This is a genomic window from Blastococcus colisei (assembly GCF_006717095.1).
Lineage (GTDB): Bacteria > Actinomycetota > Actinomycetes > Mycobacteriales > Geodermatophilaceae > Blastococcus_B > Blastococcus_B colisei.
In genome coordinates, this window is record NZ_VFQE01000002.1 from 755,526 (window position 1) to 773,495 (window position 17,970).

A 17,970-nucleotide genomic window follows, 5' to 3' on the forward strand; every position below is an offset into this window, starting at 1 on the left:
GCTCAGACGGTCGCGGGCGCCGGTCGCCGCGACGCACACCCCGGCGCCGCGGCCGGCAGGAGGACGTCGTCGACCACGCGCTCCACCGCCTCGACGCTCATGGCGCCGTCCCCGGCAGCCGTGTACCGCTGCCACCAGAAGGCCTGCAGCACCGAGCCCAGCAGGGCCAGCCGTCCCGGTGGGATCGGGGCACCGCGTGCGGCGGACCGCTCCCCGAGCTCGGCGACGACCGCGGCCAGCGGGCGCACCAGCGCGTCGTCCAAACCGGCGCGCAGCTGCTCCTCGTGGCGGGCGGCGCCCACGATGCTGGCGACCGCACGCTCCTCGCGGTCCAGCGGTCGGCTCCACGCGGCGGCGAGGGAGACGAGGTCGGCACGCAGCGAGCCGCCGTCCTCCGGAAGGGAGACGAGGCGGAACCGGCCGACGGCGTGGCGGGCGAGGGCGGCCATGGTGGGCCAACGGCGGTAAATCCCCGCCTTCCCGGCCCGGGCACGGGCGGCGACCCGGTCGCTGTTGAGCCGGCCCCACCCTTCCTCGGCGAGGATGTCCACCGCCACCGAGAGCAGTTGCTCGGAGAGTTCCGGGCTGAGCGGCCGCCCCGGCGTACCGCTCATGACGGGAGTACGTGACGCGACGTCATAGGCACCGCGACATCCTGGCCTGTTGAAAGCGTTACCACAATGCCCTGGACAGGAGAAGTGCGGACGATGTCAGACGCTTGAATGTTGTTGCACCGCCGCACGGCCTTCGCGCAGGTGCGCGCGACGGCTCGGATCAGGCCCCGGCGGCGCTCTCCACGTGGACCTGCAGACCGGACCCGTCCTCGGAGAGCCACCCCTTGCTGCGGGCGTGCGCGATCATCTCGTCCCAGCGAGCCTGCCAGTCCGGTGCCGTCGCTCGCGGCTCGGCGGCGGCCCGCAGGGCGGCCACGTCGAGGACGGCGGTCTCGCTGTCGCGGAACCGCCCGAGGCCGGCCCGCTCCAGCACCTCCGCGGCCTCGTCGTCGGTCACCTGACCCAGGGCCAGGTGCAGCCGGCCGAGGTCGTCGATGTCGACGACCCGCGCCTCCGGACGTTCGTCGGCGCCCGTCACCACCTCCACGATCACGTGGACCTCCTCGCTCGGGGACTCATCCCGCATTTATGGCCATAAACGCCACTACACATGCCAGGGGAAGCCGGTGAAATCGGGGTCGCGCTTCTCGAGGAAGGCATCGCGGCCCTCGACCGCCTCCTCGGCCATGTAGGCCAGGCGGGTGGTCTCCCCCGCGAACAGCTGCTGGCCGACCAAGCCGTCGTCGATCAGGTTGAACGAGTACTTGAGCATCCGCTGCGCGGTCGGGCTCTTGGCGACGATGCGCCTGCCCCAGTCCAGCGCCGTCGCCTCGAGCTCGGCGTGGGGGACGACGCGGTTGACCATGCCCATCGCGTGAGCGTCCTGCGCCGAGTACTCCTCGCCCAGGAAGAAGATCTCGCGGGCGAACTTCTGCCCCACCTGGCGGGCGAGGTAGGCCGAGCCGAAGCCGCCGTCGAAGCTGCCGACGTCGGCGTCGGTCTGCTTGAACCGGGCGTGCTCGGCACTGGCCAGGGTCAGGTCCGAGACGACGTGCAGGCTGTGCCCGCCGCCCGCGGCCCAGCCGGGGACGACGCAGATGACCACCTTGGGCATGAAGCGGATCAGCCGCTGCGCCTCGAGGACGTGCAGCCGGCCCAGTCCTCCCCCGCCCGCACCACCCCCAGCAGCACGCGCCCCTGCCTCGTGCTCGTAGCCGTACTTCCCGCGCACCCGCTGGTCGCCGCCCGAGCAGAACGCCCAGCCGCCGTCCTTGGGGCTCGGGCCGTTGCCGGTGAGGATGACGCAGCCGACGTCGGTGGACAGCCGCGCGTGCTCCAGCGCGGCGATCAGCTCGTCGACGCTCTGCGGGCGGAAGGCGTTGCGCACCTCGGGCCGGTCGAACGCGATGCGGACGACGCCGGCGTCCACGGCCCGGTGGTAGGTGATGTCCTCGAAGTCGAACCCGTCGACCGGCCGCCACGCGGTGCTGTCGAAGATCTCGGAGACGTCGTCGCGGGCGCTCATGCGCTCGAACCTAACGCGGGCGCCCGGAGCCGGTACCGCCCCGTCACGGGGCGAGCAGCCCGCCGACCGGGTCGGTGACCCCGTCGATGATGTCCGTCACCGGATCTGTCGCCGGGTCCAGCGTCTCGCAGAGGCAGTCCTCGGGGTCCGGTGCGGGTTCCGGTGTGGGCTGCTCCTTTGCGGGTTCTTCCTGTGCGGGTTGCTGGTTGCCGCCCCCGCCGGGTCGCTGGGGGGCCGGCGCGGGGGATCCCCCGCCGGACGGTGCTCCGCCGGACGGCGCTCCGCCGGCGCCACCCGCGGGGGCCGGCGCCCCGGCCGCGGTCTGCCCCGGGCTGCCGCCGCCCTGACCGCCGCCGGAACCGGTCCCCGCCGCGCCCGCCGTCCCCGCCGCGCCCGCCGCCCCCGCCGTCCCTGGCAGGGGGCTGTCCCCGCCGACACCGGTCAGATCCGCGCCGTCGGCGGTGGCCGCGTCACCGGCCGTGTCCACCGGCGGCAGACCGGGCGCCGGCGAGCGGGCGGAATCCGTCGCCACGCCGGTCCCGCCGCCATCGGCGCCGGAGCCGCCCGGGGTGCCGGTTCCCGGTTCGCCGGTGAAGACCCCGTCGGGGTCACGGGAGTTCCCGCCCCCGCCGTCGGGACCGCCGGCCAGGAACAGTGCGAGAGGAGCCGCGACCAGCAGGGCGCCGCAGGCCATGCCCAGGACCAGGACGATCCGGGCGCGGCTGCGCTGGAGAGCCAGACGTGCGGTCGCGAGCCGGGCAGCGCCCGATGATGCGGCGCCCGGGGCGCGGTGGCGGCGGGACAGGTCCGGCTCCTTCGGTGATCGGGAAGAACTGTGACCGCCTACCCACGCACTGCGACCTCATGCGCGGACACGCGGAGCTACCGGCGTGCGTCCTCCAGCAGCGGTCGCAGCCGCGCCAGCGACGCGGCGAGCCCCGGATGCAGGTCCACGCCGTCCAGCCCCGCCACCGGCACCCACGCGACCCCGGTGCTCTCGCCGTCCAGCTGCAGGTCGTCGGGCTCGATGGGCCGCGCCGGGCGGGCCAGCACGGTCGTGTACGACCAGCCGCCGTGGTCGTCGACCGACCGGACGCCGAGCACGAGGTCCGCCGCGGTGAGGCCGAGCTCCTCCCGGACCTCGCGCAGCGCGCCGTCGTCGACGGATTCGCCGTGGTGGAGCGCGCCGCCCGGCGTCCCCCAGGTGCCGCCGTGGTGGGACCACCAGGCCCGGTGCTGCAGCAGGACCTCGGGGCCCTCGGCGCCGTCCCGGTGCAGCAGCAGGCCGGCGGCGCCGGCACGACCCCAGTGGCGGTGGCCCTGGGCGCAGGTGGTCCAGCCGTCGGTCGAGGCGAGCACCCGCCCAGTGAACCTGGTCCGCCGCCGGGATGCCGGGGAGAGCCTCCGCGGAAGCTTGTGCTCTGCTTCCACTGGTAAGCAGAGCACAAGGTTCCGCAGACACCCGTCCATCGGAGGACGCACGCATGACCACCACGACGACCATGGCCGAGGTCCCCGGACTCGTCGGCACCGACCTCGGCAGCAGCGACTGGCACGAGGTCACCCAGGACCACGTCAACCAGTTCGCCGAGGCGACCGGCGACCACCAGTGGATCCACGTCGACGTCGAGCGCGCCAAGGCCGAGAGCCCCTTCGGCGGCCCGATCGCCCACGGCTACCTGACGCTGTCGCTGCTGGCGCCGCTGTCCTCCCAGGTCCTCGTGGTCACCGACACGGTCATGGGCGTCAACTACGGCCTGAACAAGGTGCGGTTCCCCTCCCCCGTCCCGGTCGGCGCCAAGGTGCGGCTGACGGCGAGCCTCCAGTCGGTCGAGGAGGTCACCGGCGGCCTGCAGCTGACGCTGTCCGCCGTCATCGAGCGCGAGGGCGGGGACAAGCCGGTCTGCATCGCCGAGCCGGTCTACCGCTACTACGGCGGCTGACGGCCGCGTGCGGATCGCGGTCTTCACCGGGTCGCACGCCGGGCCGCCGTCCCACGCCGACGCCGCCGCGGCCTTCGCCCGCGACCTCGCCGAGGCCGGCGTCGGCATCGTCTACGGCGGCGGGCACGTCGGGATGATGGGCGTCGTCGCCGACGCGGCGCTGGCCGCCGGCGGCGAGGTCGTCGGCGTGATCCCGCAGCACCTGGTCGACGACGAGGTGGCCCATCCCGGCCTGCCCCGGCTCGAGGTCGTGCAGTCGATGCACGAGCGCAAGGCGGTCATGGCCGACCTCGCCGACGCGTTCGTCGCCCTCCCGGGGGCGGCCGGCACGCTGGAGGAACTCTTCGAGGCCTGGACCTGGGGGATGCTCGGCCTGCACGCCAAGCCCACCGCGCTCTTCGACGTCGACGGGTTCTGGCAGCCGCTGCTCACCCAGCTGCAGCGCATGGTGGACGACGGCTACCTCGACGCGGCCCGGCTGGACGCCCTCGGCGTCGTGTCCGACGCGAAGGCCCTCCTGGCGTTCGTCGAGTGCTACCGGCACCCGCCCCGCAAGTGGACCGCCCCGCCGCCGCGCCGCTGACCAGGACGCCTCGCCCGCCCCGTCGCGCGTTGAGCGGGCGACCTGCCTAGCGTCGTCACCGTGAAGCACTGGGACGTCGTCGTCGTGGGGGGCGGGCCGGCCGGCGCCGCCTGCGCCGCGGCGGCCCGTCGCGCCGACCCGTCGGCACGGGTGCTGGTGCTCGACCGGGCCGACTTCCCCCGCGACAAGGTGTGCGGCGACGGCATCGCCCCCGAGGCGCTCGACGTCCTGGCCGGTCTCGGCATCGATCCCGCCGGGCTCACCGAGGGCTACGCCGTCGTCCCCCGCCTGCGGCTGCGCTCCCCCGGCGGGACGACGGTCGACCGCACGATGCACCGCCCGGCGCGGGTCGTCCCGCGCGCGGTGCTCGACGCCCGGCTGCTCACCGCGGCGCTCGCGTCGGGCGCGGAGTTCCGCAGGCACGTCGTCCGGCGGATCGCGGTGCACCCGACGCACGTCGAGGTCGACGGCGTGCTCACCGCCGGGGTCGTGGTGGGTGCCGACGGCGCGGAGTCCGTCGTCCGCCGGGCGCTCGGGATCGGCCCGAACCCGCCGAGCCGGCTGGCGATCGCGCTCCGCGGCTACGCACCCGTCCCCGCCGGCCTCGAGGACGTCCAGCTGATCGCCACCACCGAGCAGCGGTGGCCGGCCTACGCGTGGTCCTTCCCGCTCGGGAACGGGCGGGCCAACGTGGGCTACGGGGAGCTCGTCTCCGGCGGGGTGAACCGGGAGGGGCTGCTCGCGGGCCTGGGCCGGCTGCTGCCCGGCGTGGAGGCCGCGGAGCTCAAGGCGCACCGGCTGCCGCTGTCGACCGGCCGGCCCCGCCAGCCCGACGGCCGGGTGCTGCTGGCCGGCGACGCCGCCTCGCTGATCAACCCGCTGACCGGGGAGGGGATCTTCTACGCCGTCCTCTCCGGCGCCCTCGCCGGCGCCGCCGCGGTGCACGGCTCGGCGGCGGGGACGGCGTACCGGGCAGCGCTGCGCCGGCGGCTGGGCCGGCACCTGCTGCACTCCTCGACGGCGTCCTGGGCCAGCCGGTGGCCGCGGGTGATGGACGCCGTCTTCCGGGCCGCCGCCGACGACCAACGGGTGTTCGACGACGTCGTCGACCTGGGCCTCGCCGACGGCCGGCTCACCGCCCGCACCCTCACCGCCGCCGCCCGCCGACTGCGCTGACAGGGGCTGTTCCCGCTGACGCCGCGTCGTCGTCACGTCCCCGTCATCGCCGTCCCCGACGCTGACCCGCGTCAGGGCCGGCCCCCGGCCCTCCGGCCCGAGGAGCGCCGTGACCGCCGCCCCGCCCCGTCCCGCCGTCGTCCCCCCGTCCCGACCTTCCGCCCTCCCCCCGTCCCCCCGCGCGACGCCCGCCACCCAGCAGCAGCGCCGGCTGCGGTACGGCGCCGCGCTGGCCGCGCTCCGCGCCCGCGCCGCCGTGACACCCACCGGATCGGTGCAGCGGCGTCAGACGCTGCAGCTGTGCGGGGCGGCCAACCTGCTCACCGCGCTGGGCATCCGGGTCGATGTCGTCCAGCCGACCGTTCCCTGGCCCCGTGACCGCAGGCACCGGCTGCAGGTCGAGAACTCCGCGGGCCTGCTGGGCGACCTGGCGCTCCTGGTCGGCGCACCGAGGACGGCGGAGGGCTGGGCGGACGTCGCCGACCGGGTGCTGCCGGTGCGGACGGCGTCCCGCGGACCGCTGCGGGACGCGGCCGACGCCGTCACCTGCCCGGTGACCGTTCAGTACCGGACGGACGACGGACCCCTGCTCGTCCCGCCGCGCAGCCTGTACGACGTGGTGGCGATCCGCGGCCTGGTCGTGGAGGTGCGGCTGCTGGCGGTGGGATCCGAGGTGTCGCGTGCGGCCTGATCCGGTGGCGCCCGGGCATGTTCGGCGGGATCCCGCTGTTGCCCTCCGTAGGGTCCGCGACAGCTGGCACCGCCGCGACGTGCGCCGACCCGCCCCGACCTCCGCCGACCAAAGGCTTGTTCCCCCCTGTGAGCGTTCCCCCGCAGCACCCCGCCCGTCGCCCTGACCCCCGGCGCCGGAACCGCGCCACCGCCCGCGAGGGCCGGGCGCGCGACGACGACCGCGCCGCCGCGCGCGTCGAGAAGCTCGCCCAGCAGAGCTGGGTGGACGGCGCCGAGCCCGAGCTCCCGGTCCGCACGACCCGGCCCGAGGACGTCGTCTTCCACCTGGGGCCGACCAACTCCGGCAAGACCTACGAGTCCCTCCTCGCCCTCGAGAAGAACGGCCGCGGCGTCTACGCGGCGCCGCTGCGCCAGCTGGCCCACGAGGCGTACGCCCGGCTGTCGGCCCAGCTGCCCCCGGGCACCGTCGGCCTCTCCACCGGCGAGGAGGAGATCGACCCCGACGCCCCGATCGTCTGCTGCACCGTGGAGAAGGCGCCGATGCGCGGCGACCTCCTGGTGCTCGACGAGTCGCACTGGGTGGCCGACCCCGACCGCGGCCACCACTGGGCGCGCCTGGTCCTGACCGGCGACTACCGCGAGATGCACCTGATCTCCGCTGCCGAGGCCTACCTGCTGCTCAAGCCGCTGGTCTCCGACGCGAAGAAGATCACCGTCGTCAACCACAAGCGGCTGTCGCGGCTCGACGTCTTGCGCACGCCGGTCCGCCCGGACGTCGTCCGGCCGCAGACGCTGGTCGTGGCGTTCTCCCGCAAGGCCGTCTACGCCGTCGCCGCGGCGCTGGACCCGCAGCGGCCCGGCAAGGTCGGCGTCCTCTACGGCGCGCTCCCCCCGGCCACCCGCCGCGAGGTCATCGACCGGTTCACCCGCGGCGAGACCGAGGTGCTGGTGACCACCGACGTCATCGGGCACGGCATCAACGTGCCGGCCACCACCGTGCTGTTCGCCGAGACCACCAAGTTCGACGGGTTCGAGCGCCGGCCGCTGCGCACCTGGGAGACCGCGCAGATCGCCGGCCGGGCCGGGCGGTACGGGCTGACCGGGCACGGCACCGTCGGTGTCCTCGCCGGGGTCACCGGCCTGCGCGCCGACGCCGGACTGCTCAAGGCCGGTGCCGAGGTGGCCCGCGGCGACGCGATGAGCGACCTGCCCAAGCGGTCACCGCGGCTGCGCCCGGAGCTCGACGACCTCGGTGCCTTCGAGCCCGTCGACCTGCCCGAGGCGCTCACCCGCTGGATGGCGTGGGCACGGGCGGCGACCCGCGACCAGGCGATGACCGCCGACGACGTCACCAGCCTGATCGTCCGGGTGCACGCGCTGCTGCCGTTGCTGCGCGGCCCGCTCGGCACCGCCGGCGACCTCTGGACGGTGTGGCGGCTGATCAACCTGCCGATCGACTACAACCCGCCGCGGCGCACCCGCTGGCTGGTGCTGGCCAAGGCCGCGCTCCAGCAGGCCGCCGGGCAGTCCGTCGCGCCCGAGACGGTGCTCGAGCCGATGCCCGCCAAGGGCACCGTCGAGGACTACGAGCAGGCGGCGGCGGCCGCGCGCGACGCCCAGACGCTGCTGCGCTCCTTCCCCGGCGTCGCGGGGCTCACCAGCGAGGACGCCGCCGAGGTCGAGGAGGCCTGCGCCGACCGCATCACCGAGCTGCTGCCCGACGCGATCGCGCTGACCGCCTCCGGTCGCTGCTCCGCCTGCGGCGCCGGCATCGCCCCCTGGTTCAGCACCTGCCGCGACTGCTCGGTGGGCAGCGCCGGCCGCGGACCGGGACGGGACCAGCACCGGGGGACGCAGCACCACGACGGATACGGCCGGCATCCGCGCCCGGCGCGCACCGGCGGCCGGGCGACCGGCGGCGGCCGCGCGACCGGCGGGGGCCGGGCAGCGGCGTCCGAGGGCGGCGGACGGCGGGGTAGCGGGGCGTCGTCCCGGGGAACCGGTGGCCGGCCCGGCACGGGACGGTCCGGCCGCTCCCGCTGAGGTGGCGTCCTGCCGCGCTCGCCGTCCTCACCGCAGAACCGCCGGCCTCGCGCTGCACCCTGAGTTCGGCGGTCCGTCGGTGAGGTCGGGAACCACCGCTGCCGCCTCATTCCGCCGACCAGAAGGGGAGATCCTGGCCGGCTGACCCCTACCCGCCACGAGGCGACTCGGTGCCGACGGCCGCCTGCGTGGCGTCACGCACCTCACCCACGAGTTCCTCCAGCACGTCTTCGAGGGCCACCACGCCGACCAGTCGCCCGTCTCCGTCCCGCACGGACCCCAGGTGGGCGCCCGCCCGCTGCATCGAGGCGAGGACGCTCCGCAGCAACTGGTCGGTGGTCGTGTCGGCCAGCGGCCGGATGTGCACCGGATCCACCGGCTCGTCGCGGCGGTCGGCCGGAGTGGCGAGCAGATCCTTGAGGTGCACGTAGCCGACCAGGGTTCCGTCGTCGACGACAGGGAACCGCGAGAACCCGGTCGCGGCGGTGCATGCCTCCAGCTCGGCGACGGTCGCACCGCGCGGGACGGTGACCAGCTCGGCCATGGGTATGGCGACATCGGCCGCCCGCCGCTCGTCGAACTGCAGGGCACCGGTCAGCAGCGTGTGCTCCTGCTCGTCGAGCAGACCCTCCCGGTGCGACTCCCCGATCAGCCCGGAGACCTCCTCGCGGGTGAACGTGGAGTTCACCTCCTCCTTCGGGTCCACCTTCAGCGCACGGAGCACGAGGTTGGCCACCTGGTTGAGCAGCCAGATGAGCGGCCGGAGGATGTAGACGATCGCGTACAGCGGCGGCCCCAGGGCGAGGGCGGACCGCTCCGGCCCGGCCAGGGCGATGTTCTTCGGCACCATCTCACCGAGGACCATGTGCAGGAAGACGACGATCGCCAGCGCGATCGCGAAGGCCGCGGGGTGCAGCAGCGCGTCCGGCAGCCCGGCTGCTGCGAACGGCCTCTCGAGCAGGTGCGCCACCGCCGGTTCACCGACCGCGCCGAGGCCGAGCGAGCAGACGGTGATGCCCAGCTGGGCACCGGCCATCATGAGCGACACCCGTTCCATCGCCCGCAGCGTCACCCGAGCCATGCGCGACCCCGTGGCGGCCCTGGGCTCGATCTGGGTGCGCCGGGCCGAGATCAGCGCGAACTCGGCGCCGACGAAGAATGCGTTCCCGGCCAGCAGGGCGAGCCCGACCAGCAGCGCGACGCCGTCGCTCACGGGCGGGCCTCCGTCGTGTCCGAGGCGTCGGCGGTGTCTGGCATCCGCCGGGCGGCGGTCGCGCCGCCGTTGCGACGCAGCCGGAGCCGGTCCACCCGGCGCCCGTCGAGCCGGGTGACGGTGACCTGCACCTCGGTCCGGGTGGGCAGTCCGTCGTCGTCGGTGCGCTCGAGGTCACGGGCGGACAGCAGGACGGCGTCCCCCACGTCGGGCAGACGCCCGAGGCGCTCGGTGAGCAGCCCGCCCAGCGTGTCGGACTCCTCGGCCTCGGGCAGGTCGAGGCCGACCAGCGCCCCGGCCTCGTCGGGGCGCAGCAGGCCGGAGAGGATCCACGAGCCGTCCGCGGCTCGGTGTTGCCGCCTGGCGGGCGCATCCTGCTCGTCGGCGATCTCGCCGACGATCTCCTCGATGAGGTCCTCCAGCGTCACGATGCCGGCGGTACCGCCGTACTCGTCCACCACGACCGCCATCTGCAGACCTTCACGGAGAACGCCCAGCAGCGGGTCGAGCTCCATGGTCGCCGGCACCGCCGCGGCGGGCACCATCACATCGGCCACGGTCGTCTCACCACGGCGGGCCGGCTCGACGCCGAGCGCGTGCTTGAAGTGCACGAACCCGACGATGTCGTCGACGCTCTCGCCCTGGACGGGGAACCGGGCGTGCCCGGAGGAGGCGGCTGCGGCGATCAGGTCGGCGACCGGCTGGCCGGACATGAGAAAGCGGACTCTCGGTCGCGGGGTCATCGCGTCGGCAGCGGTCCGGTCGCCGAAGGCGATCGAGCGGGCGACGAGTTCCGCGGTCGCGGCGTCGAGCGTGCCCGCCCGGCCCGACCGGCTGACCAGCGAGACCAGTTCCTGGGGCGCGCGGGCCGACGCCAGCTCCTCGGTCGGGGTGATGCCGAACAGCCGCAGAATCGCGTTCGCGGTTCCGTTCAAGAAGCTGATCAGCGGTCGCGTGGCCGCGGTGAACGCCCGCTGCGGGCCGGCCACCACCCGGCCGACCCGCATCGGCTCGGCGATGGCCCAGTTCTTGGGCACCAGCTCCCCGAACACCATCTGGAGGCAGGTGGCGACGAGGAGGGCCAGGCCCACGGAGATGCCGACGACCGCGCCGTCCGGCAGCCCGGTGAGGCCCAGGGGACCCCGGAACAGGGTGGCCAGCGACGGTTCGGCGATGAAGCCGACCACGAGGCTGGTCACCGTGATGCCGAGCTGGCAACCGGAGAGCTGGGTGGACAGCGTGCGCATGGCCGCCTGCAGGCTGCCGGCCCGGCCGTCGCCGCTCTCGGCGGCACGGTCCACGGTTGCCCGGTCAACGGTGATGAGCGAGAACTCCGCCGCGACGAAGAGTGCGTTCGCGGCGATCAGCGCAACGGCGAAGGCCAGGAGCAACCACTCGGTGAGCAAGGACGCCCTCCTGTATCGGCGGTGGGAATTCCAGGGTCGTGCCCGGTGCCCACGACTTCCACGCGCGGTGACGCAGATATCGCACGCGGTGCCGCGACGGAGGAGCGCGATAGGTTGCATCAGATATATCCGAGGAGGCCGGAGTGACCGTCCGCATCGCCGTGCTCGACGACTACCAGGGGGTCGCGCTCCAGCACGGTCCCTGGACGGACCTGCCCGGCGACGTCACCATCACGCCGTTTCGGGAACACGTTGCCGACGAAGGCCGACTGGTCGAGCTGTTGCAGGGCTTCGCCGTCGTGGTGGCCATGCGCGAGCGCACGCCGCTGCCCAGGACCGTGCTGGAGCGGCTGCCGGACCTGCGCCTGCTGGTGACGACCGGCATGCAGAACGCCTCGATCGACACCGCCGCCGCGGCCGAGCTGGGGATCACCGTGTGCGGCACGCACAGCGACGCCACCGGCCCGGCCGAGCTCACCTGGGGGTTGATCCTGGCTCTCGCCCGGCACCTCGTGCCGGAGGACGCCGCCACGCGGTCCGGCCGCTGGCAGCAGACCGTGGGCACCGGGTTGCGGGGCCGCACGCTGGGCCTGATCGGGCTCGGTCGCATCGGCGGCCTCGTGGGCCAGGTCGGGGTGGCCTTCGGCATGCGGGTGGTGGCGTGGAGCCAGCACCTCACGGCGGAGCGGGCAGCGGAGGTCGGGGCCGAGCTGGTCGACAAGGACCGGCTGCTGACCGGGTCCGACGTCGTCTCGCTGCACCTGCGACTCAGCGACCGGACCCGCGGGATCGTCGGCGCCGCCGAGCTCGCCGCGATGAAGCCGACCGCCGTCCTGGTCAACACCAGCCGCGCCGGGCTGGTCGACCAGGCCGCGCTGATCGACGCCCTCTCGAGCGGCGGCATCGCCGGCGCGGGGCTGGACGTGTACGAGGACGAACCGGTCGGGACCGACGCGGCGATCCTCGCCGCACCGAACACCGTCCTCACCCCGCACCTGGGCTACGTCACCGACGCGACCTACGACGTGTTCTTCGGTCAGGCGGTCGAGGACGTCGCCGGCTTCCTCGCCGGCTCCCCCGTCCGCGTGCTCGCCGCTCCCGATGCGCCGCGCTGAGCGGGCGGCGGGCTCACGCCGCGCCGTCGCCCGCGGGCCGGTGACCGAACAGCAGGCTGGTCTCCCGGGCGCAGCGCAAGAGCGGCGGCAGCACCCGCTCTTCGACGTCCTGGCGCGACAGCCGGTGGCCGTGCGCGGAGATGTTCAGCGCGGCGACGCAGCGCCCACCCACGCCGAACACCGGCGCCGACACCGAGGTCAGCCCCTCCTCGAGCTCGTGCTCGACCAGCGACCAGCCCTGCTCGCGGACGGTCTTCAGCTCCGCCCGCAGCGCCTCCTTGTCGGTGAGCGTGAACGGGGTGACGCGCTTGAGGTCGGTCTCGGCCAGGTAGGTCTCGACGACATCGTCGTCCTGGTAGGCCAAGATGGCCCGCCCCATGGACGACGCCGACGCCGGCACCCGTCCGCCCACGTACACCGCGACCGTCACCAGCCGGCGCGAGGTGCGCGCGACGCAGACGACGTCGGTGCCCTCGAGGACCCCGGCGAGGCAGTTCTCCTCCACCTCGTCGCTGAGCCGCTCCATGAGCGGGAACGCCGCGTCCCACGGGTGGACCGAGGAGAGGTATGCGTACCCCAGCTCGAGCACCCGGGGCGACAGCGAGAACTGGCGACCGTCCGAGCGCACGTAGCCCAGGTGCTCCAGCGTCATCAGGAACCGGCGGGCCGCGCCACGCGTCAGGTGCGTGCGCTCGGCCACCTCGGTCAGCGTCATGCTCGGGTGCTTGGGCGTGAAGCTCTTGATCACGTCCAGCGCCCGCTGCACCGACTGGACGAACTCCGTGGGTCGTTCCCGTTCAGCCATCGACGGACCCCGGCGGGCGGTCGCCTCCGGCGCGGGGACCGGGGCGAGGATCGTTCGCGATGAGCCGCGCACCGAGGACCGGCGAGTCGGCACCCGACCACCCGGGTGCACTCGAGCACGAACCGGACATCAGGGCCTCCGCGATCACTGCCGTGGCGCGGACGCGCGCCCACGGGATGCACTTCTACGGTCAGATCCTAGGGATCACCCTTTCTCCGGCCGCCGGTGGACCGGGTAGTCCGTATCTCGCTCCCGACCGGGCGGTCACTCCCGGACCGGTTCCGCCGGTGGCCCTGGCGGCCGTCGCGGACCTCGCCATGGGCTCGGCCGTGCGCGCCGCGGTGGGCCCGGGACGGCGGTTGGGGACGGTGAGCATGACGCTCCACCACATCGCCACGGTGGTCCGCGCCCCGGTGGTCCCGGAGGCACGGGTGGTCTGGCTCGACGACGAGCAGCGGCACGCCCTGGCCCGCGTCGACTGCACCGACGCCTCCGGGGCATTGGTCGCCGCGGGGCAGGGCTGGTTCATGGCGCTCCCCGTGCCCGAGGGCGTGCAGCTCCGGCTGCTGCCGTGGGAGCTCGACGAGCTGCCCCCGGTCCCCCCGCTCGCCGAAGGAGATCTGGAACCGCAGGAACGCGCAGCGGTCGAGGCCACGGTCAGAGCCGCCGAGCGGGCCAGCGCACGCGGGACGTCGGTCAGCGAAGAGCTCACCGCGCTCACCTGGGATGCGGATCCACCCGAGGGCATGGCGCGCGGCGCGCTGCGGATCGGACCGGAGCTGATCAACCGGGTGGGCCACCTGCAGGGCGGCGCGCTGTACGGCATAGGACTGGCCGCCGCGGCCCGCGCCGTGGGCGCCGGGAGCGTCCCGCTCGAGCCGGCCGACGGTTCGTGGCAGTTCCTCCGGCCCGGCGACGGCGCGGAGCTGGCGGTGGAGGCGACGGTCACCCGAAGCGGCAGAGGCGCTGCCTTCGCCTCGGTCACCCTCACCGTCGACGGTCGCGCCGTGGGCACCGGCCACTTCGCCTTCCGGCCCGGCCCGCAAGCCTGACGGGCCGTCGTCCGCGGAACGCCACTCAGTCGTTGGAGTAGGTGCCGACGACCCGCGCCTGGTTGATCACGTGCGGATCGATGCGGTCGAGCACGTCTCTGGCCGCGAGGCCCGCCGGCAGGTCGAGGTCGTCGTCGAGCGCAAAGAGGTGGAAGAAGTAGTGGTGCGTGCCGTGCCCCGGCGGTGGAGCGGCCGGCCGCCACCCGAGCTCTCCCCGGCTGTTGAGCCCCTGCCGGTACTCCGCTCCGCCACCTTCCGGGATGGAGGTGACATCGGCGGGGATGCCGTACAGGACCCAGTGCACGAAGCCGCCGACGAGCGGCGCGTCGGGATCTTCCACGATCAGCGCGAGAGAGCGCGTCCCGTCGGGCACGCCCGACCAGGAGAGCTCCGGCGACACGCCCTCCCCGTTGGCGGAGTGCGCGTCGGGCATCCGCCCGCCGTGCGAGAAAGCCGTGCTGGTGACGACGAGCGTTCCATGGTTGAGCTTCACGTGACCTCCTTGTGGACGGGCCGATCTTCAACGGAGCGCGTCGGACGGGACGGCCACCTCGTCGGCGAGCGCGCGGAGCGTGTCGAGCAGCGTCGTGGGGAGCGCGATGCCGCGCTGCAGCAGCTCCCGGCGCCTGTCGTCGGCCGCCTCGCCGGGAACCCGGACCCGCTCGACGCCGGGGGCCGGAGCGCTGTCGGCGATCTCGCCGACGTAGCGGTCCATCCGCTCGGCCAGGTCGTCGGCGGACCCCAGTGCGCGTACGTCGACGACCACCAGGAAGTGCCCGAGGTCGCGCTCCCGGCTGTAGTCGGCCAGCGGCGGCACCGCGGCACCGAAGGTCGCGCCGCTGAGCACCCCGGCCAGCGCCCCCATGACCACCGCCAGTCCGGATCCCTTGTGCCCGGCGAACGGCAGGACGGCGCCGAGCAGCGCCTGCTGGGCATCGGTGGTCGGCCGCCCGTCGGGGCCCAGCGCCCAACCCTCGGGGATCGATTCCCCGCGCTCGGCGGCGAGGTCGATGTTGCTCCGCGCGACCGCGCTGCAGGAGAGGTCCAGCACGACCGGGAAGCCTGGCGCGGGCACGGCGAAGGAGAACGGGTTGTTCCCCACCGCAGCCTGCCGCCCCCCGGCCGCCGCCATGTTCGCCCGAGTGTTCTGGGTGAGGAAGCAGACCATGCCCTGCTCGGCCGCGAGCCGGGTGAACGACCCGAGCGCACCGAGGTGGTTGCTGCGGCGCACCGTGGTCACGGCCGCGCCCAGCTCCCGCGCCACGTCGATGCTGTGCCGGACCGCCCACGCGGCGACGGCCTGGCCGAGGCCGTTACCGCCGTCCAGCACCGACACCGCCCCCGTCCGGGAGAGCACCCGCAGCTCAGGCGCCGCCGCGATCGCGCCCTCCCGCAGGCGGGCGGCGTACGGCGGCAGCAGGCGCACCCCGTGGGTGCTCCGCCCGCTCAGGTCGGCGTCGACGAGGGCCTGGGCGGTGTCGTCGGCGTGCTGCTCGGGCAGGCCCAGGCCCTCGAGCAGCGCGGCGACGAACCCGCGCAGCTCCGCCACCGGGACGAGCACCTCCCCTCCGCTCACAGCTCGGCCACCGCGGCACAGGCGTCGGCGAACCCGTTCCACTGCGCGAAGTACGGGACGGGGGCCGGCAGCTGCACGGTCGTGATCAGGCCGGCCCACCGCCGGGCCAGCGCCGGGGCGAGCTCCGCGTAGGTGCATGCCGTGCAGAACTCGTCGAGCACCTCGTCGGGCACCGCCCCGGGCAGGTCGTCCCAGCGCTCCTGCCGCACCAGCTCGCGCAGCTCCTCGCGCAGCCCGCCCCACCCGTGGCGCTCCAGCACCGGCAGGTAGGCCAGCGTCGAGCCGTAGAAGGCGACCCGGGCGCGGGCGCGTTCCCGGGCCTGCGCGACGTCGGCCGCCGTCGCGCCGGTGGCGACGAACCCACCGCCGTAGACCTCGAAGCCGGCCAGGTCGCGGCCGGCCCGCGCGGCCCCGGCCTCCAGCCGCGGCCGGACGACGTCGCGCACGTAGCCGGGCGTGCTGAACACGTGCAACCGAACCCCGTCGCAGAGCTCGCCGGCCAGTTCGAGGTTGTAGGGGTTCACCGCGGCGATGTCGACGGGAACGGGTCCGTTCGGAGCGGGACCGGGGCTGAACTCCGGCGTCATCAGGTCCATCGAGTAGAACGGCCCGGAGTGCGCCAGCGGCCCGCCGGTCTCCCAGCTGCGCCAGACGGCCCGCAGCGCCTGCACGTAGTCGCGCAGCCGCGGCCCCGGGGAGTCCCAGGGCACGCCGAAGCGGTGCTCCATGTGGCGCTGCACCTGGGTGCCCAGCCCCAGCCGGAAGCGGCCACCGGTCTGGTCGTGCAGCATCCGCGCGCCGTAGGCGACCACCATCGGGCTGCGCGGGAAGGCGATGGTGACGGCCGTGGCCAGGCCGATGCGCTCGGTGGTCACCGCCGCCATGGCCATGGTGAGCATCGGGTCCCGCGAGCTCTCCGAGTCGCACACCCCGCTCGCGCCGGCCCGTTCCAGCTCGGCAGCGGTCACCGGGACGTCGCCGGTGGGTGTCGCCCGCAGGCTGGCCTCAACCCGCACGGCGATCCCTGGTGCCGGCGCCCGGCGCCGCGAGGCTCACCACGGCACGCCCGAGCGCAGCAGCTGACGGGCGACGGTGACCCGGTGGATCTCCGAGGCGCCCTCGACGATGCGCCAGATGCGGACCAGCCGGTAGTAGTACTCGATGGGCAGGTCCTTGCCCAGGCCGAGCGCACCGTGACCCTGCAGGCACTGGTCGGCGACCCGCTGCAGCAGCTCGGTGCCCAGCACCTTCGCCGTCGAGGACTCGTAGCGGATGTCGGTCCGGCCGGCATCGAGCTTGCGGGCGGCGTCGACGTTGACCAGGCGCAGGGCGTGCAGCCCCATCGCGCCGTCGGCGATCCAGTTCTGGATGGTCTGCCGGGAGGCCAGCGGCTGCCCGAAGGTGACCCGCTCCTTGGCGTGCTCCATGAGCATGTCCAGCAGCCGGGCGGTGGCCCCGGAGCACCGCGCCGCGATCTCCAGCCGGCGGATGGCGAAGCGGTTCTGCAGCGGGATGAACGCCTGGCCGACCTCGCCCAGCACCTGGGCGTCGTCGAGCTCGACGTCGTCGAAGCGCACCTCGCAGGGCCGGTAGTTGGAGATGGTCGGCAGCCGCCGCTCCACCACGACGCCCGGCGTCCCGCGGTCGACGAGGAAGGCGGTCATCCCGCCGCGGCTGCCCCGCTCCTGGTCGGTGACGGCGACGACGATGAGGAAGTCGGCCCAGTCGGCCTTGCCGATCCACTTCTTGCGGCCGTTGAGCACCCATCGCCCGTCGCGCCGCTCGGCGGTGGTCGAGATGCCCGACACGTCCGACCCGGCGCCCGGCTCGGTGATCCCCACGCCGGAGGTGATCTCCCCGCGGGCGTAGGGCTCGAGGTAGCGGGTGCGCTGGTCGTCGTTCACCGCGTTGCTCAGCCAGTGCAGGTTCGGCGACTCCGGCGGCAGGATGAACGGGACGACGGTCCTGCTCATCTCCTCGGTGACCAGCAGCTTGGCCAGCGCGCCGTGGCCCTGGCCGCCGAACTCGACCGGGACGTCGATCCCCCACAGCCCGCGCTCGCGGGCGCTGTCCAGGAGGCCCTGGTAGGTCTCGGCAGGCAGGTCGCCCACCGGGTCGAACTGGTAGCTGCGGCCGGGCTCGGCCTGGAAGGGTTCGGTGCGCTGGCTGGCCTGCAGCTCGAGGCGCACGGCCTCGGGCTCCAGCGGCACCAGTTCCTCCTGCACGAAGGCGCGCACCCGGTCGCGCAGCTCGAGCAGGTCGGCGGGGACGTCGGTCAGGGTCATG

At 74.4% G+C, this 17,970-nt stretch carries 19 protein-coding genes; 7 read left to right on the forward strand and 12 right to left on the reverse strand.

Translation table 11 applies throughout. The features are described from left to right. Positions 1-2 precede the first annotated feature (2 nt). The 5 genes from FHU33_RS23065 to FHU33_RS23085 form a co-directional block, all read right to left on the reverse strand. Positions 3-614: a TetR-like C-terminal domain-containing protein gene (locus FHU33_RS23065; RefSeq protein ID WP_142027885.1), complete on the reverse strand. Its 612-nt coding sequence runs from the start codon at positions 612-614 to the stop codon at positions 3-5. A gap of 160 nt (positions 615-774) precedes the next feature. After that, a complete protein-coding gene (locus FHU33_RS23070) occupies positions 775-1,107 on the reverse strand; it encodes a hypothetical protein (protein WP_142027886.1) in 333 nt (110 codons plus the stop codon). A 51-nt stretch (positions 1,108-1,158) separates the two neighbouring features. Further along, positions 1,159-2,079 carry a 1,4-dihydroxy-2-naphthoyl-CoA synthase gene (locus FHU33_RS23075; RefSeq protein ID WP_142027887.1) on the reverse strand — a complete coding sequence of 307 codons (921 nt, stop codon included), beginning with the start codon at positions 2,077-2,079 and terminating at the stop codon, positions 1,159-1,161. Between the two features lie 43 nt (positions 2,080-2,122). Then, entirely contained in the window at positions 2,123-2,773 is a 651-nt protein-coding gene (locus tag FHU33_RS23080) for a hypothetical protein (protein WP_142027888.1), read from the reverse strand. A 188-nt stretch (positions 2,774-2,961) separates the two neighbouring features. Continuing rightward, the gene (locus tag FHU33_RS23085; protein WP_142027889.1) at positions 2,962-3,438 is read right to left on the reverse strand and encodes an NUDIX domain-containing protein; all 477 of its coding nucleotides are present in this window, start codon (positions 3,436-3,438) and stop codon (positions 2,962-2,964) included. Positions 3,439-3,563: 125 nt separating this feature from the next. Here FHU33_RS23085 and FHU33_RS23090 point away from each other — a divergent pair, with 125 nt between their 5' ends. The 5 genes from FHU33_RS23090 (at position 3,564) to FHU33_RS23110 (ending at position 8,517) form a co-directional block, all read left to right on the forward strand. Beyond that, positions 3,564-4,022: a MaoC family dehydratase gene (locus tag FHU33_RS23090; protein WP_142027890.1), complete on the forward strand. Its 459-nt coding sequence runs from the start codon at positions 3,564-3,566 to the stop codon at positions 4,020-4,022. Positions 4,023-4,029: 7 nt separating this feature from the next. Beyond that, positions 4,030-4,605, forward strand: coding sequence for an LOG family protein (locus tag FHU33_RS23095; RefSeq protein WP_142027891.1), 576 nt, complete (start codon positions 4,030-4,032; stop codon positions 4,603-4,605). A 60-nt stretch (positions 4,606-4,665) separates the two neighbouring features. After that, on the forward strand, positions 4,666-5,781 hold the full coding sequence (locus tag FHU33_RS23100; RefSeq protein WP_142027892.1) for an NAD(P)/FAD-dependent oxidoreductase: 1,116 nt from the start codon (positions 4,666-4,668) through the stop codon (positions 5,779-5,781). A gap of 109 nt (positions 5,782-5,890) precedes the next feature. Next, entirely contained in the window at positions 5,891-6,472 is a 582-nt protein-coding gene (locus FHU33_RS23105; protein WP_142027893.1) for a hypothetical protein, read from the forward strand. 128 nt (positions 6,473-6,600) lie between these two features. After that, positions 6,601-8,517, forward strand: a complete 1,917-nt coding sequence (locus FHU33_RS23110) for a helicase-related protein (RefSeq protein WP_170182663.1) — start codon at positions 6,601-6,603, stop codon at positions 8,515-8,517. 148 nt (positions 8,518-8,665) lie between these two features. Here FHU33_RS23110 and FHU33_RS23115 read toward each other — a convergent pair whose 3' ends face one another. Continuing rightward, positions 8,666-9,730, reverse strand: coding sequence for a hemolysin family protein (locus FHU33_RS23115; protein ID WP_142027895.1), 1,065 nt, complete (start codon positions 9,728-9,730; stop codon positions 8,666-8,668). After that, positions 9,727-11,136 carry a hemolysin family protein gene (locus FHU33_RS23120; RefSeq protein ID WP_246064148.1) on the reverse strand — a complete coding sequence of 470 codons (1,410 nt, stop codon included), beginning with the start codon at positions 11,134-11,136 and terminating at the stop codon, positions 9,727-9,729. Before FHU33_RS23120 ends, FHU33_RS23115 begins: the two co-directional genes overlap by 4 nt. A gap of 143 nt (positions 11,137-11,279) precedes the next feature. Between FHU33_RS23120 and FHU33_RS23125 the strand changes: the two genes are divergently transcribed. Next, positions 11,280-12,251 (forward strand): D-2-hydroxyacid dehydrogenase family protein, encoded by a 972-nt coding sequence (locus FHU33_RS23125; protein WP_142027897.1) that lies wholly within the window; start codon positions 11,280-11,282, stop codon positions 12,249-12,251. Positions 12,252-12,264: 13 nt separating this feature from the next. On the opposite strand, the gene FHU33_RS23130 is transcribed toward FHU33_RS23125, so the two are convergent. Then, a complete protein-coding gene (locus FHU33_RS23130; RefSeq protein ID WP_142027898.1) occupies positions 12,265-13,056 on the reverse strand; it encodes an IclR family transcriptional regulator domain-containing protein in 792 nt (263 codons plus the stop codon). Positions 13,057-13,115: 59 nt separating this feature from the next. On the opposite strand from FHU33_RS23130, the gene FHU33_RS23135 reads away from it, so the two are divergent. Further along, positions 13,116-14,108 carry a PaaI family thioesterase gene (locus FHU33_RS23135; protein WP_142027899.1) on the forward strand — a complete coding sequence of 331 codons (993 nt, stop codon included), beginning with the start codon at positions 13,116-13,118 and terminating at the stop codon, positions 14,106-14,108. Between the two features lie 25 nt (positions 14,109-14,133). Here FHU33_RS23135 and FHU33_RS23140 read toward each other — a convergent pair whose 3' ends face one another. The 4 genes from FHU33_RS23140 to FHU33_RS23155 are packed head-to-tail and all read right to left on the reverse strand — an operon-like array spanning position 14,134 to position 17,969. Next, on the reverse strand, positions 14,134-14,601 hold the full coding sequence (locus FHU33_RS23140) for a YbhB/YbcL family Raf kinase inhibitor-like protein (protein WP_211355331.1): 468 nt from the start codon (positions 14,599-14,601) through the stop codon (positions 14,134-14,136). 27 nt (positions 14,602-14,628) lie between these two features. Then, complete coding sequence (locus FHU33_RS23145; protein WP_170182664.1) at positions 14,629-15,684, reverse strand: Ldh family oxidoreductase; 1,056 nt, start codon at positions 15,682-15,684, stop codon at positions 14,629-14,631. Then, positions 15,681-16,700, reverse strand: a complete 1,020-nt coding sequence (locus FHU33_RS23150; protein WP_170182665.1) for a TIGR03617 family F420-dependent LLM class oxidoreductase — start codon at positions 16,698-16,700, stop codon at positions 15,681-15,683. Before FHU33_RS23150 ends, FHU33_RS23145 begins: the two co-directional genes overlap by 4 nt. 36 nt (positions 16,701-16,736) lie before the next feature. Continuing rightward, positions 16,737-17,969 (reverse strand): acyl-CoA dehydrogenase family protein, encoded by a 1,233-nt coding sequence (locus FHU33_RS23155; protein WP_142027902.1) that lies wholly within the window; start codon positions 17,967-17,969, stop codon positions 16,737-16,739. Position 17,970: the final 1 nt, after the last annotated feature.